Annotated in this window: 14 protein-coding genes; 8 read left to right on the top strand and 6 right to left on the bottom strand. The window is 68.6% G+C overall.

The features are described 5' to 3' along the window. Positions 1-296: 296 nt before the first annotated feature. Both AC1RS9_RS14175 and AC1RS9_RS14170 read right to left on the bottom strand, forming a co-directional pair. Positions 297-1,031 carry a phosphatase PAP2 family protein gene (locus AC1RS9_RS14175; protein WP_074041347.1) on the bottom strand — a complete coding sequence of 245 codons (735 nt, stop codon included), beginning with the start codon at positions 1,029-1,031 and terminating at the stop codon, positions 297-299. Beyond that, positions 1,028-1,717, bottom strand: coding sequence for a phosphatase PAP2 family protein (locus AC1RS9_RS14170; RefSeq protein ID WP_253184129.1), 690 nt, complete (start codon positions 1,715-1,717; stop codon positions 1,028-1,030). The genes AC1RS9_RS14175 and AC1RS9_RS14170 overlap by 4 nt, the downstream gene beginning before the upstream one ends. A 288-nt stretch (positions 1,718-2,005) precedes the next feature. Between AC1RS9_RS14170 and AC1RS9_RS14165 the strand changes: the two genes are divergently transcribed. Continuing rightward, positions 2,006-4,294: an ArnT family glycosyltransferase gene (locus AC1RS9_RS14165; RefSeq protein ID WP_074041266.1), complete on the top strand. Its 2,289-nt coding sequence runs from the start codon at positions 2,006-2,008 to the stop codon at positions 4,292-4,294. A gap of 212 nt (positions 4,295-4,506) precedes the next feature. Continuing rightward, a complete protein-coding gene (gene brnQ / locus AC1RS9_RS14160) occupies positions 4,507-5,874 on the top strand; it encodes a branched-chain amino acid transport system II carrier protein (RefSeq protein ID WP_074041265.1) in 1,368 nt (455 codons plus the stop codon). A gap of 170 nt (positions 5,875-6,044) precedes the next feature. On the opposite strand, the gene AC1RS9_RS14155 is transcribed toward brnQ, so the two are convergent. Further along, entirely contained in the window at positions 6,045-6,182 is a 138-nt protein-coding gene (locus AC1RS9_RS14155) for a hypothetical protein (protein WP_171969892.1), read from the bottom strand. Between the two features lie 102 nt (positions 6,183-6,284). Here AC1RS9_RS14155 and AC1RS9_RS14150 point away from each other — a divergent pair, with 102 nt between their 5' ends. Next, complete coding sequence (locus tag AC1RS9_RS14150; protein ID WP_074041264.1) at positions 6,285-6,929, top strand: TIGR03085 family metal-binding protein; 645 nt, start codon at positions 6,285-6,287, stop codon at positions 6,927-6,929. Between the two features lie 39 nt (positions 6,930-6,968). Here AC1RS9_RS14150 and AC1RS9_RS14145 read toward each other — a convergent pair whose 3' ends face one another. Next, positions 6,969-8,210 (bottom strand): ATP-binding protein, encoded by a 1,242-nt coding sequence (locus tag AC1RS9_RS14145; protein ID WP_074046295.1) that lies wholly within the window; start codon positions 8,208-8,210, stop codon positions 6,969-6,971. Between the two features lie 385 nt (positions 8,211-8,595). Further along, the gene (gene pdxY, locus AC1RS9_RS14140; RefSeq protein WP_492921927.1) at positions 8,596-9,444 is read right to left on the bottom strand and encodes a pyridoxal kinase PdxY; all 849 of its coding nucleotides are present in this window, start codon (positions 9,442-9,444) and stop codon (positions 8,596-8,598) included. 348 nt (positions 9,445-9,792) lie between these two features. Between pdxY and AC1RS9_RS14135 the strand changes: the two genes are divergently transcribed. Continuing rightward, a complete protein-coding gene (locus AC1RS9_RS14135; protein ID WP_074046297.1) occupies positions 9,793-10,428 on the top strand; it encodes a hypothetical protein in 636 nt (211 codons plus the stop codon). 187 nt (positions 10,429-10,615) lie between these two features. Here the strand turns inward: AC1RS9_RS14135 and AC1RS9_RS14130 are convergent, their stop codons facing one another. Further along, positions 10,616-10,879 (bottom strand): metal-sensitive transcriptional regulator, encoded by a 264-nt coding sequence (locus AC1RS9_RS14130; RefSeq protein WP_006943555.1) that lies wholly within the window; start codon positions 10,877-10,879, stop codon positions 10,616-10,618. 130 nt (positions 10,880-11,009) lie between these two features. On the opposite strand from AC1RS9_RS14130, the gene AC1RS9_RS14125 reads away from it, so the two are divergent. The 4 genes from AC1RS9_RS14125 (at position 11,010) to AC1RS9_RS14110 (ending at position 14,026) form a co-directional block, all read left to right on the top strand. Then, positions 11,010-12,377, top strand: coding sequence for a rhodanese-like domain-containing protein (locus AC1RS9_RS14125; RefSeq protein ID WP_492921925.1), 1,368 nt, complete (start codon positions 11,010-11,012; stop codon positions 12,375-12,377). A 5-nt stretch (positions 12,378-12,382) separates the two neighbouring features. Beyond that, positions 12,383-13,171, top strand: a complete 789-nt coding sequence (locus AC1RS9_RS14120) for a sulfite exporter TauE/SafE family protein (RefSeq protein ID WP_074041262.1) — start codon at positions 12,383-12,385, stop codon at positions 13,169-13,171. A 74-nt stretch (positions 13,172-13,245) separates the two neighbouring features. Continuing rightward, positions 13,246-13,809, top strand: a complete 564-nt coding sequence (locus tag AC1RS9_RS14115; protein WP_006943561.1) for a rhodanese-like domain-containing protein — start codon at positions 13,246-13,248, stop codon at positions 13,807-13,809. A gap of 43 nt (positions 13,810-13,852) precedes the next feature. Further along, positions 13,853-14,026: a hypothetical protein gene (locus AC1RS9_RS14110; protein WP_165583672.1), complete on the top strand. Its 174-nt coding sequence runs from the start codon at positions 13,853-13,855 to the stop codon at positions 14,024-14,026. Positions 14,027-14,099: the final 73 nt, after the last annotated feature.

The following is a 14,099-nucleotide window of genomic DNA, read 5'->3' as shown; positions in this document are numbered from 1 at the left end:
GTGGGGGGGGTGGGTGACTCGTCAGCCCAAGGACTGTGAGTCAAGTCATGTATAGCCCACGCGAGGGGTCGAATGGAGAGTTGACGCACAATTTTTTCTCAGTTCACCGAAGGGAAAGGCTGCAATATGCGAGAACACAGGGGTTTGCTTGTGCACCTCCCCCTGCCACACCTGGGCATTCGCAACCTCGATGTGACATTTGTTGACATGCTCTGGACATGACAAGAACGCAGGCTTTCTGCCTGCGTTCTTGACCTGAGGAGGGCTTTCCCGGCTCGAACCCGCCGGGCGGTGGCTCAGCCGCGAACCCCGTCCGCTCGCTCGGTGGCTTGACGTTCCGCCGCGCGGATCGCCGCGTAGGAGATACCGGCGCACAGCATGCCGAGCAGCGCGCCGATGATGACATCGCTGAGGTGGTGCATGCCGCGGTACAGGCGCGCGAAGCCGACGCAGAACGGGAAGACGAAGCAGACGACCTGGACGATGCGGCGCGCGAGCACGTTCGGGATGCGCTGTGCGAGCAGCATGATGCTCCAGAACAACGCGAACGACGCCGCGGTGTGCCCGCTCGGAAAGCTGGACGTCGGCGGCGCGTGCGGGTCGAGGCGCTCGGCCTCGGGGCGCGGACGGTTGACGATCTTCGTCACCGGCACGAAGACACTCGCCTCGAGGCTGATCGCGAGGACCGGCAGGATGGCGAGCCACCACTTGCGCGTCAGCACGAGGATGACGAGCGCGACGACGACCGACCCGCCGATCGTGAACCACGTGTCGTTGATCGTCGAGACGGTCTTGGAGATCGGGTTGAGCGAGGCGGTGCGCCACCCGGCGACATCCCGCGAGAGCGTGTCCTCGGCCGGGATCTCGTCGAACACGTTCATGATGATCTTGCCGATGGCGATGAGCACCCCGAACGCCACGAGAGCCGGCAGGACAGCGCGCTTCAAGATGGAGACGAGCACCTCCTTGGGCGTCGGGCGGGCTGACGTCTCGCGCCCACCGTCGTGATGGTCGGGGTGAGCGGTGGTCACGAATCCTCCTCGAGGTGGCCCTTCGGCCGATGGCTGAAACCGAGATACGACGCGGACGACAGGCCCAACGCGAGCAGGACGCCCGCCGTCACGTCGCTCGGGAAGTGGACGCCGAGGAAGATGCGATCGAGCATCGTCAGGACGACGACGAGCACCCCCACCGTCACCGCTGCGGCGCGGATGAGCGGGGGCCAGCGCCGCACGAGCGGCCACGCCATGATGAGGCACGTCGTCACCATCATCGCGACGTTGAACGCGTGGCCGCTGGGAAAGCTGTAGCCCGGCGCATGGCTGACGGGGTCGGCGATGACGGGGCGCGCCCGCTCGACGATGAGCTTGACCTGCAGGCCGAGGTTCCAGCCGACGAGCATCGTCACGACGCCCCAGATCGTGCGGGCCCGGAAGCCGCGCAGCCACGTCCAGACGGCGACGGGAATCGCGTAGAGGTAGACCATCGTCGGGTGGAACGCGGACTGCCACCCGATCAATGCGTCCTCGAACCCGGGGTGTGCGCGCGTGACGTCGGTGGCCGCGACGACGACTCGCTCGTCGAGGTCGACGATCGGAGCGAAGTGGCGCGTGACGAGCAGCGCGAGCACCGCGACGGGCAAGCACAGGACGGCCGCTGCGACGACACCGCGCAGCAGCCGCGGCCCCACCGCCCGCGCGAGGCTTCTGAACCTCACCGAACCCCGCGATCTCGGCCCTCTCGGCGCTGCGGCAGACATGCCTCATACCGTACTTCGTTCGGTCGCAACACGATCAGCGCTCTTGGGCCGATCTCAGGGGCGGCGGGGTGGGACGTCGCCCGATGGATCAAGCGGGGCGGGGCCGCGCAGGTCGAGCGGGGGCGTGATGGCGAACCGCTCACAGACGGCGCACAGGGGCGCCACGCGGGCAGCAAAGCGCCGGCCGCGAGAGTCGTCGTCATCACCGGGCGCATCGGCGCCGAGACTGCGACGGAGGGATCCGCGATGACCACCACCACACCGACGCGCCTGCTGCGATCGCGCCGCGACGGCCGTCGGGCCCGCGAGCTGGCGGGGGGTGCCACCCCGCACTCCGCGGCGGCACCCCCACGGCGTCAGGACCGGCTGCGGCGCCTCGTGCGCGGCGCCGATGACGACCCGAACTGGGCGCGACCGGCGCTGTTCGCGCTGCTGACGCTGGCCGCCGTCGTGTACGGCTGGAACCTGACGAACTCCGGCTACGCGAACGAGTTCTACGCTGCCGCAGCGAAATCGGCGTCGAAGGACTGGAAGGCGTGGCTGTTCGGTTCGCTCGACTCGAGCAACGCGATCACCGTCGACAAGCCCCCGGCCTCCTTGTGGGTCATGGGGCTGTCCGCGCGGATCTTCGGCTTCTCGTCGTTCTCGCTGCTGCTGCCGCAGGCGCTCATGGGCGTCGGCACCGTCGGCCTGACGTACGGCGCGGTGCGCCGCTGGTCGGGGCACGCGGCGGGCCTGCTCGCCGGGTTGATCGTGACGATGACGCCCGTCGCGGCGCTCATGTTCCGCTTCGACAACCCCGACGCGATGCTCGTCCTGCTCATGACGGCCGCCGCGTACTGCGTCGTGCGCGCCATCGAGGTGAGCGGACGTGACGAGCCGACGACGACGCGGCGCGGGCGGGTTCGCTCCGCCTCGGCTACCGCACTGCGGTGGATGGTCGGCGCGGGACTGCTCATCGGCTTCGCGTTCCTGACGAAGATGCTGCAGGGCCTGCTCGTCCTGCCCGGCCTCGGTCTCGCCTACCTCGTGGCGGCACGCTTCTCGCTGGGCACGCGCATCAAGCACCTCGCGGCGGCGCTCGTCAGCGTCATCGTCGGCGCCGGATGGTTCGTGGCGCTCGTCGCGGCCTGGCCGGCCGGCGCCCGCCCCTACATCGGCGGCTCGACGAACAACTCCGAATGGGAACTCGCGCTCGGCTACAACGGCCTCGGCCGCATCCTCGGCGGCGACGGCAACGCCGGGGGCGGTGGCGGCGCCGGCGCCGGCGGTGGTGGATTCGGTGGCACCGCAGGGCTGTTCCGCATGTTCAACAGCCAGTTCGCCGGCGAGATCTCGTGGTTGCTGCCCGCGTCCCTCGTGCTGCTCGTGGCAGGCCTCATCGCTCGTCGTCGTGCACCGCGCACCGATCTCGTGCGCGCGTCACTCGTGTTGTGGGGCGGCTGGCTCGTCGTGACGATGCTGTGCCTGTCGTTCATGAAGGGCACCGTGCACTCCTATTACGCCGTGGCGCTCGCGCCGGCCGTCGCCGCGTGCATCGCCGTCGGTGGTCGTGAGGTCTTCGCGCGACGCTCGTCGCTGCTGTGGCGCGTCGTGCTCGGCGCGGCGATCTGCGTCAGCGGTGTCTGGAGCTTCCGGGTGCTGACGACGCCCGCGTCCGGCTGGATGCCGTGGCTCAAGTGGGTCTGCGCGATCGCTGCGGTGCTCGGGGCGATGACGTTCGTCGCCGCGCCGGCATGGGGTGCGCGTGCGCGCCGCGTCGCCGTCACCGGCCTCGTCGTCGGGGTGCTCGGCGGCCTCGGTGGGACGTCGGCGTACACGTTCGCGACGATGGCGAGCGGCCACAACGGCTCGATGCCGACTGCTGGCCCTGCCCTTGCCGGAGCACGCGGCGGCATGGGGTCGATGGGCTCGGCTCCCGGCGGCGCCCAGGGTGCGCCTGGTGGTTCGACGGGTTCTGCTGGCCCGGCTGGTTCTGGGACGACCGGCTCGTCGGGTGCGGCGGGTCAGGCTCCGTCGGGCACCAAGCCGTCGGGTACGGCTCCTTCGGGTGCAGCTCCGTCGAGTGGCAGCTCGGGCTCAGCTTCCGGCGCGGCGTCGAGTGGCGGTTCGGCGGCCTCGTCCGGCTCGTCGGGTTCGACGACGGGGACGCAGCGTTCCGCGAGTTCCGCCGGGGCGCAGGGCGGTTCGACGTCCAACGCGGCGTTGGTGAAGTTGCTCGACGCGACGAACTCGAAGTGGTCGGCGGCCGTCATCGGCGATCAGAGCGCAGCCGGGTACATCCTGAGCAGCGACACGGCCGTCATGTCGATCGGCGGCTGGAGCGGCAGCGACGACAACGTCACGCTCGCCCAGTTCGAACAGTACGTGAAGAACGGCGACATCACGTACTTCATCGCCGGTGGCGGCATGGGTGGCGGCCCGGGTCGCAACTCCGGCTCGGGCGCCCAGATCACCGCCTGGGTCAAGGCGCACTACAAGGCCACGACGGTCGGTGGCGCGACCGTCTACGACCTGACGAAGGCGACGAGCTGACGCCGGCCCGGCGGCTGCGCGATCCCGAAGCCGCCGGGTGACCATCTCTCGAATGTGAGCGTCCTGGTCGAACACGAGCGACATGAAGCTCGTTTTCGGCCAGGGCGCTCACATTCGTGATGCCGAGCTGGCCAAGGCCAGCTCCTGGCCTTGGCCAGGGACGCGGTGGCGCCCCGCCCGCTCGGCCCGCCGTCCTTGTCATACTGACCGGCGTGAGTTCTGCTGCCGCACCGACCGTTTCCTCGTCCACGCCGTCGCGGTTGCGTCCGGCACAGACACTCCTCGTCGGGACGATGCTGTTCGGGTTGTTCTTCGGCGCCGGCAACCTCATCTTCCCCGTGCAGATGGGCCGCGAAGCCGGGTCGCACACCACGCTCGCGACGATCGGGTTCCTCATCACCGCGACGGGCCTGCCCGTCCTCGGCGTCATCGCCTCCGCCCTGTCGGGCACGCGCAACGTCCGGGAACTCGCGGCGCGCGTCGACCCACGCTTCGCCGTCGTCTTCACGTGCCTGCTGTACCTGACGATCGGGCCGGCATTCGCGATCCCACGCACCGCGTCCGTCTCGTACGAGATCGGCCTCGCCGAATCGGTGCCCGCCGGCGCACAGACATGGGCGCTGCTCGCGTTCACCGCGATCTTCTTCGCCCTCACCGCGGCCGCAGCGCTGCGTCCCGGCAAGCTGATCGACTGGGTCGGGCGCTACCTCACCCCCGGATTCCTCGTGCTGCTCGGCGCGCTCATCGTCGCCGCCTTCGTGAAACCGATGACGCACGACGTCACCGCCGCACCGAAGGCCCCGTACGCTGACGGCGCCCTCACCCGCGGATTCCTCGACGGCTACAACACGATGGACGCCCTCGCCTCCCTCGCGTTCAGCATCGTCATCATCGACGCGGTGCGCCGCCTCGGCATCACGAACCCGCGACGCATCGCCGTCGAGACCGCGAAGAGCGGCATCGTCAGCGTCCTCGGAATGGCGGCCATCTACGCCTCGCTCGCATGGATGGGTGCGACGTCGATCGGCGTCATCACCGCCGACAACGGCGGCACCGCGCTGGCAGGCATCTCCCGACACTTCTTCGGCTCGTTCGGGCAGGTGCTCATCGCCGCGATCGTGCTCGTCGCGTGCCTCAAGACCTCGATCGGTCTCGTCACAGCCTGCGCGGAGATGTTCGCCGAGATGTTCCCCCACCTCGGCTACCGCGCATGGGCACTGACGTTCACGGGCGTCTCGTTCGCCGTGTCGAACATCGGCCTCAGCGCCATCATCTCCTGGTCGACGCCGCTGCTCATGTTCCTCTACCCGCTCGCGATCGCGCTCATCCTGCTCGGCCTCGCGTCGCCGTGGCTGAGAGGTCGACGCAGCATCCTCGTCAGTGTCGTCGCGTGCGTCGGCGTCGCCGCGCTCTTCGACCTGCTCGCCGCGCTGCCGTCAGCACCGGCAGGCCGCGACGCTCTCGTCGACGGCGCGCGCACCGTCCTGCCATGGTTCGAGAACGGCTTCGGCTGGGTCGTCCCCGGCCTGCTCGGACTCGTCGGTGGCGCGATCGTCAGCCGGGTGCGGCACGAGGGCTGACGCTGCACGAAATACGAAATACGACATACGAGATACGACGTAGACGTCAGCCGCCGCGCCGCCGGCTCGGGGCGCACCGCCGTCAGCGTCGATGTTTCACGTGAAACGCCGTCAGCCGACCGTGATGATCCGAACGCCAACCGCCAGCACGATCGCGTTGTAGAAGAAGCTCAGCGCCGAGTGCACGAGGACGTGCGCGTCGAAGTGACGTTGACGGCCGACGTCGCGAAGACGTACAGCAGGATCAGCTCGCCGAGCAACATGGTGGCGCGGATGGCTATTCCCGCCCAGATATTCGTCGTCGTCACCCGCCCAGAGTGGGTGGCGCGCCCCACCGCGCGTACACGAACGCCACTCACCCCTTCCGATGGGTGCCGCCGCGGGATGCTCATCCGTGGAAGGGTGGAGGCATGACTCTTGCTCCCGCCCTGCGCCACCACGTCGCCGACCTGCTCGCCGCCGTCAGCCCCGACGCGCCGACCCTGTGCGAGGGATGGAACGCGCGCGACCTCGCCGCCCACCTCGTCATCCGTGATCGCCGCCCGGACGCCATGCCCGGTATCTTCATCCCCGCCTTCGCCGGTCACACCGAGAAGGTGCAGGACGCGCGCTCGAGGAAGCCCTACGCGACCCTCGTCGACGAGGTGCGCAGCGGGCCCGGCAAGTTGAGCCCGATGCAGGTGCCGGCCATCAACGAGCGCGTCAACCTCGTCGAGTACGCGACGCACGCCGAAGATGTCCGGCGCGCACAGCCCACCGACGTGCAGGCGACGCTGCCGCCGCTGCCCGAGGGCACCGAGGACGCCGTGTGGTCATCGCTGACCGCGATGGGCAAGCTGCTCGTGCGCTCCTCGCCCGTCGGCGTGACGCTGCGCGCGCCGCAGCGCGGCGACGTCGAACTGAAGAAACCGACCGACGCGGGCGCCGTGGTGCTCGCCGGCTCGCCCGTCGACCTCATGATGCACCTCAGCGGTCGCTGCGAGCGTTCGGGCGTCAGCGTCGAAGGCCCTGACGCGGCCGTCGCGGCGTTCTCGAAGACCAAGCTCGGGATGTGACGTGCGGCGCGGGCGACGTCGCAGCCGCCCGCGCGCCGCTCAGTCCGCCGTCACGGTACGCAGGTAGCGGCCGAAGTGCGGCACGGTGAAGGCGATCCGTCCGCGTTCGCCGGAGTACACGAGCCCCTTCTTCATGAGTGAATCCCTCGCGGGAGAGAGTGATTGGGGCTTGCGCCCGAGCACCTCGGCGACGAGAGACGTCGGCACCGATTCGATGTCGTCGAGCCCCGGCGTCTCCCCCGACTCGTCGGCGGCTGCGGCGTCGGCGATGCGCTGCGCGGCGTCCGCCATCGCTCGCAGGTACTCGCGCTCACCGGGCGTCGCGCGCTCGTAGCGTGAGCCGAAGAACCCGACACCGAGCTCGGCCTCGGCCTCGGGGACGGCGACCGCCACGTCCTCCGCGGTGATCGGCGAGCCGGGCGCGAGATCCCACACCGTCGCGCCGTACGCCTGGATGAAGTAGGGGTAACCGCCCGTCGCGGCATACATCGCCTCGAGGGCGTCGTCGGTGAACTCGGCGTCCTCGTCCTGCGCTGGGCCCTGCAGCGCCTTGAACGCGGCATCCCTCGGCAGACGATCGATGCGCGCGTATCGGAAAAGCCGCTCCGAATACGACTTCTGCGCCGACAGCACCGCCGGAAGATGCGGCAGGCCGGCACCGACGACGATGACGGGCAGCGAACTCTGCGACATCTCGTGGCACGCCGCGCACAGCGCCGACACGTCCTCGGGGTCGAGATCCTGCATCTCGTCGATGAAGATGGCGACGCCCTTGCCGACGTCCGCCGCGAGGCCGCCGACGTCCGTCAGCAACTCGACGAGGTCGATCTCAATGTCACCCGAATCCGCCCGGCCCGGAACGGCGGGGGCGTCGATGCCCGGGTTCCAGCGATCGCGCAGCTTGGCCTTGGGGTCGACGTCGCGCTGCGCGAAGCTCTTGATGACGCCGAGGACGTGGTCGACGTCGTCGTCCTGCGGGTGGCCAAGCTCGCGCACGGCCGTGTGCAGCGCTGACGCCAGAGGTCGGCGCAGGCGCTGATCGGGGCGTGCTTCGAACTTGCCGGTGCCCCAGTGCGTGCGCACTGCGCCCGACCGGAGGGTGTTGAGCAGCACCGTCTTGCCGACGCCGCGCAGGCCGATGAGGACGATCGAACGTTCGGGTCGGCCCTTCGCGATGCGGGCGACGACGACGTCGAACGTGCTGATCTGTTCGTCGCGCCCGGCGAGCTCGGGCGGACGCTGGCCGGCGCCGGGCGCGTACGGATTGCGGATCGGATCCATGCGCCCACGGTATTGGGCTTTCTACCGTTCACGGCAGATGGACACGCCGCGGCACGATCCCCCAACGTTTCACCAGGTTCTGCCAAGCGACATGCGATTCATGTCACAAGGTTGAGACTGCAAGGCAGACCATCGTCCGAAAGTGTCGAAGTCATCCGGGACACGGAGGTTTCGGTGCCCCACCCCTTGACGAACCTGGGGGAGAATCATGCAAGTCATTGACGGGACCAGCAACGAAAAAACTCATCAAGTCCGGCCTGAGCCTGGCCAAGGAGATCATCAAGCTCGTTGCCTTCCTCGGCGGCTGAGCCTCCCCACCTCACGCACGAGTGCCCGCCTCCTTCGTGAAGACGGGCACTCGTGTCGTTCGGGCGGCCAGGGGGCCTCAGCACAGCTGCGTCACCGCGAACTGCATCGGCGGCGAGGCGATGGCCTCCTGGGCGTCGACGAGCAGGATCTCGCGCGAACCGGCGTCGTGAGTGCGTTCCATCACCGCGAAGATCGACGACGCCGTCGCGGCGAGCGCCTCGGCGGGGCTCGACGTCATGAGGCGCGCCACGAAGATCGCGGCTGTCGCGTCACCTGAACCGGCGACGTACATGGGTAGCAGCGGGGTCGTGACGATCCAGGCCCCCTCGTCACTGACGACGGCCATCTGCACCGAGTCGGCGGGTGTCTCGTCCGTCTGCACCGAGGTGACGAGCACGACCTTCGGGCCGCGAGCGCGCAGGGCGTCGGCGGCGTCGAGCAGGTCGGTCACCGTCGAGACGGTGCGCCCGACGAGGAACTCCAACTCGAACTGGTTGGGCGTCAGCACGTCCGCGGCGGGCACGACGACGTCCCGCATGAATTCCGGAATGCCCTCGCGCACGTAAAAACCGCGGCCGACGTCGCCCATGACGGGGTCGGCGCAGTACAGCGCGTCGGGGTTGGCGGCCTTGACGCGCGCGACGGCGTCGACGATGACCTCCCCCATCGTCGGGGCGCCCTGGTAGCCGGACAGGACGGCGTCACAGCGCGGCAGCACGCCGCGCTCCTCGATGCCGGTGATGACGTCGCGCACCGTCTCCGGATCGAAGACCGGCCCGCGCCACTCGCCGTAGCCCGTGTGGTTGGAGAAGTGCACGGTGAACACGGGCCACACCTCGTGCCCGAGGCGCTGCAGCGGAAACACGGCCGACGAGTTACCGGCGTGGCCATAGGCCACCGACGACTGGATGGAGAGGATGTTCACCCCGACAGAGTAGCGACGCCGCCGTCAGCACCGAGTCGCCGCACCGTGCTTGCCGCGGGACGAATGCGGACGAAAATCGCAGATGTGGGACTCCTTCTCACCTCATCGTGACGCAGGGAGGTGCACCGCGAAGCTGGGTGCGCTTGGACGACCTGCAGAGCATGCACATTGTGACCATCCGCCCTGGTGTCTGAGCTTTCAAGGACGATGAGATGGTTCACGATTACCATGCAGCCGCAGGACGTCTGCTCGCCTCGGTGGTGCAGAATCCTTCGTTTCAGCCACCGCCCCTCCGTGGGTGCTGAGACATCCAAGTCCGATGTGCGCCACGCGATGAAGAATGCACACATGTCGCGCATCGGCTTCTTGCACACGTCGCCAGTCCACGTTCCAACTTTCGACAACCTTCTGAGCAAGGTCGCCCCCGAAGCGCACCTCGTGCACGTGGTCGACGAGTCCCTTCTAACTGATGCCCGCGTGAATGGTCCACAGTCCGTCGCTGACCGCGTCGAGGCTCAGCTGCGCAGCCTGAAAGATCGGGGCGTAGAGTTGATCTGTTGCACGTGCTCAACCCTTGGGAGCGTTGCTGAGCAGAGCGAACCGGGAGTGCGGGTCTTCAGAGTGGACCGGCCCATGGCTGCCCGCGCCTTACAGGCCGGGCGCAGAATCGCCGTCATCGCAGCCCTTGACTCCACTCTCGCGCCCACGCTGGCGCTGCTTGAAGAAGAAGCCAGCGCGGCAGATCACGAAGTTGAGACCACGCCGATCGTGGCGAAGGGCGCCTGGGACATGTTCGAAGCCGGGGACCAGGTGGGATACGTCGAATGCGTCGCACGAACCGCCCGGGCCGCGGCGACGACCGCAGATGTCGTCATCTTGGCTCAAGCCAGCATGGCCCCGGCGGAAGCGTTGCTCACCGACCTGCCCACCCCTGTCTTCAGCTCACCACGCCCCGCAGTGGAGTACCTCGCTGCCCGGCAGTAGCTCGTACCTGGGAGCGCCAGCGTCGGATTTGTGAGCCGGATGGTCGTGCTCACAGATTCGTTGAGCCACACCTCAACATCTCGGGTTGGCACCTGGCCGCTGCTGTAGCAGAAACGGTGGGCTGAGCCACCGAGCTGCCCCGGTGGTGCAGAACCCTTCGTTTGAACTACACCTAGCGGTAGGCGCTTCAGGAGAGGGTCAGGAACAGCTTCTCCAACGTCTTCGCGTCCTCGCCCTCGACGCTGCCCTTCGTCGCCAGGCATTGCTGCAGGCCCGAGGAGAGGATCGCGAAGCCGGCGCGATCGAGAGCGCGACTTGTCGCCGCGAGCTGGGTGACGACGCTCTGGCAATCGCCGCCCTCTTCGATGAGGCGGATGACACCCCCCAGCTGACCCTGGGCGCGCTTGAGCCGGTTGACCACCGGAGCCATGTCGTCGGCAGAGAGCTCCACACCGATGCCTTTCCACTCGATCTGTGATGAAGCCCCCATCCTACTTGATACCCCCGGGGGTATGCGAGTACGGTGGCGACAGATACCCCCGGGGGTATATTTGCAGCCCAGTACGCACGAGGAGAACGCCATGGCCACGATTATCCCCATCGACACGAAGACACTCGGCGATCGTTCCTACCTGGCCCACGACGGTGAGGTCGCTCTCGTCGTGGACCCGCAGCGTGACATCGACCGCGTCATCGCTCTCGCCGAGCGTGAAGGGGTGCGGATCACCCATGTGTTCGAGACGCACATTCACAACGACTACGTCACCGGCGGCCGCGCGCTGGCCGACGCGACGGGCGCCGCGTACCACGTCAACGTGGCCGACCCGGTGCCTTTCGAACGCGTCGGAGTGGACGACGGCGACGTCATCACGGTCTCGCCCGCGCTGGCGGTCACCGTCATGGCGACCCCCGGACACACGTTCACGCACCTGTCGTACGCGCTCGATTCGCACGACGAGCGGGTGGGCATCTTCTCCGGCGGCTCCCTGCTGTTCGGCTCGACGGGCCGCCCCGACCTGCTCGGCCCCGAGCACACCGACGCCCTGGTGCACCACCAGTACGCCTCGGCGCACCGCATCGCCGATGAGGTGCCCGACGACGCCGCCGTTCTGCCCACCCACGGATTCGGCAGCTTCTGCTCGGCGACCCAGTCGGACGCCGACTCCTCGACCATCGGGGCGGAGAAGCGCACCAACCCCGCTTTGATGGAGGACGAGCAGACCTGGGTCGAGCAGATTCTCGCCGGGCTCGAGGCATGGCCCGCCTACTACGCCCACATGGGCCCGGCCAACCTCGATGCGCCCGCCACGGCCCCCGACCTCAGCGAGCCCGCCACGGCTGACGCCGATGCCATCCGCGCCGCACTCGAGGCCGGCGAATGGGTCGTCGACCTGCGCAACCGGCAGGCGTACGCGAAGGGTCACGTCAAGCAGGCCCTGAACTTCGGCATCGACGGCCAGTTCGCCACCTACCTCGGGTGGCTCATCCCGTGGGGCACGCCACTGACCCTCCTGGGCGACAGCCGCGAGCAGGTCGCTGAGGCGCAGCGTGAGCTCGTGCGCATCGGCATCGAACGCCCCCAGGCCGCCGCCACCGGCACACCGCAGGACTGGACGAGTGGTGAACTCGCTTCGTTCGAGCGCGCCACGTTCGCCGACCTCGCGCAGGTGCGTCACCACCGTGACGTCGTCGTCCTCGACGTGCGACGCGACAGCGAGTACGCGAGCGGCCACATCGACGGTGCGATCAACGTGCCGCTGCACGAGATCATCACCCGCGTCGGCGAGGTGCCCGCCGGCGAGGTGTGGGTGCACTGCGCCGGTGGGTACCGCGCCTCGATCGCGGCGTCCGTGCTCGACGCCGCCGGGCGTCACGTCGTCGCCGTCGACGACGCGTTCGACAACGCCCGCGAGACGTCGCTGGCCATCGTCGACGGCAGCGAGGCCTGAGCGTCATGCTCATCGCCGTCGTCGCCGGAATCGTCGTCGGCCTGCTCGTCGGCGGGCTCGGCGGCGGGGGCGCCATCCTCACGGTGCCCGTCCTCGTCTACGCGCTCGACAAGAGCCCGCACGAGGCGACGACGAGTTCGCTCGTCATCGTCGGCATCAGCTCCCTCGTCGGCCTGTGGAGCCACCACCGCGCCGGCACCGTGCAGTGGGGCCAGGGCGCGCTCTTCGGACTCGTCGGCATCGGCGGCGCCTACCTCGGCACCCGGGCCTCGCGCGGCGTCGACGGCAATCTACTGCTCACTCTGTTCGCGGCGCTGCTCGTCGTCGTCGCCACGGTGATGATCATGCGGGCACGACGCGAACGCGACAACACCGCCTGCGTGCCGAGACCGTTGCGCGACGAGAACGGAGGGCACACCTTCGCCCTGGTCAAGGTGGCCCTGGCTGGTACCGGCGTCGGCCTGCTCACCGGCTTCTTCGGCGTCGGCGGCGGGTTCGCCATCGTTCCCGCCCTCACCTTGGCCCTCGGGTACTGCATGCCGTATGCGGTGGGCACGTCCCTGCTCGTCGTCGTCATCAACAGCGCCACCTCGTTGTTGTTCCACTCTGCTGACGGCGCGGATCTAGAATGGAATGTCGTGGTGCCGTTCGCCGCCACCGCCGTCATCGGAGCCGCGCTCGGCGGCCGGCTCGCCCAGCGCATCCCGAAGAGGATGCTGCAGCTCGGGTTTGCCGTCTTCTTGATGTGCGTCGCCGCGTACACCGCGTGGCGCGCCCTGCCCCAACTCCTGTGACCCTCGCGTCCGATCCCCAATCCCCCGGCGACCGCTGGTCGCAGCCGCCGATCCACCACTCAAGGAGATTTCTCATGGCCCTGGCAAACCGCCTCACCCCCGCCGAGCTCGCTGACGCCGTCACGGCCGGCGAGACACTGCTGCTCGACGTGCGCACCCCCGCCGAGTACGGCACTGCGCGCATCCCCGGTTCGATCAACGTGCCGGTCGATCTGATCGAGAAGAACGCCACCGCGATCGGCGCCGGCATCAACCGCGACGCCGTCCTCATCTGTCGCATGGGCCCACGCGCCGAACGCGCCGAACAGGCCCTGGCCAAGGTCGGGGTGCCGCACACGAGCGTCCTCGTCGGCGGTTTCGAGGCCTGGCGCGACGCCGGTCATGACGTCGAGTTCGGCCAGGCCCGCTGGGATCTGGAGCGTCAGGTGCGCCTCGTCGCCGGTTCGCTCGTGGCCACGGGCGTACTCGCCAGCACCGTCGTACCGAAGGCGAAGTGGCTGTCCGGTGCTGTGGGCGGCGGCCTGATGTTCGCCGCGCTGTCGAACACCTGCGCCATGGGCACCATGCTCTCGAAACTGCCTTACAACCGCAGCACGGGCACTCCGAGCGTCTCCGGTGTTCGCAAACAACTCTCATGAGACGCGCCACGCACCGCGTCGCAACTACCCCTAAGGGGCATCCATGAAGGAAACCCTGTCCCACTCCATCGTCATCATCGGCGGCGGTGATGGTGGTATCCCCGTCGCCTCGCGACTACGCCGGGCCTGCGAGAAGGACGTCACCATCACCGAGCCGAGTGGCACTCACACCCATCAACTGCTGTGGCCCCCGTCGGGGGCGGCGCGGCACCGTTGATGGAATCACGCCGCCCTGAAGCTGATGTGATGCCCCGAGGCGTGGCCTGGATCAAGTCGCCCGCGGCCGACGT

Source organism: Dermacoccus sp. MPR-E5, assembly GCF_058809565.1.
Note: the sequence above shows the minus strand (reverse complement) of the source record. Positions and strands in the feature narration are given on the sequence as shown.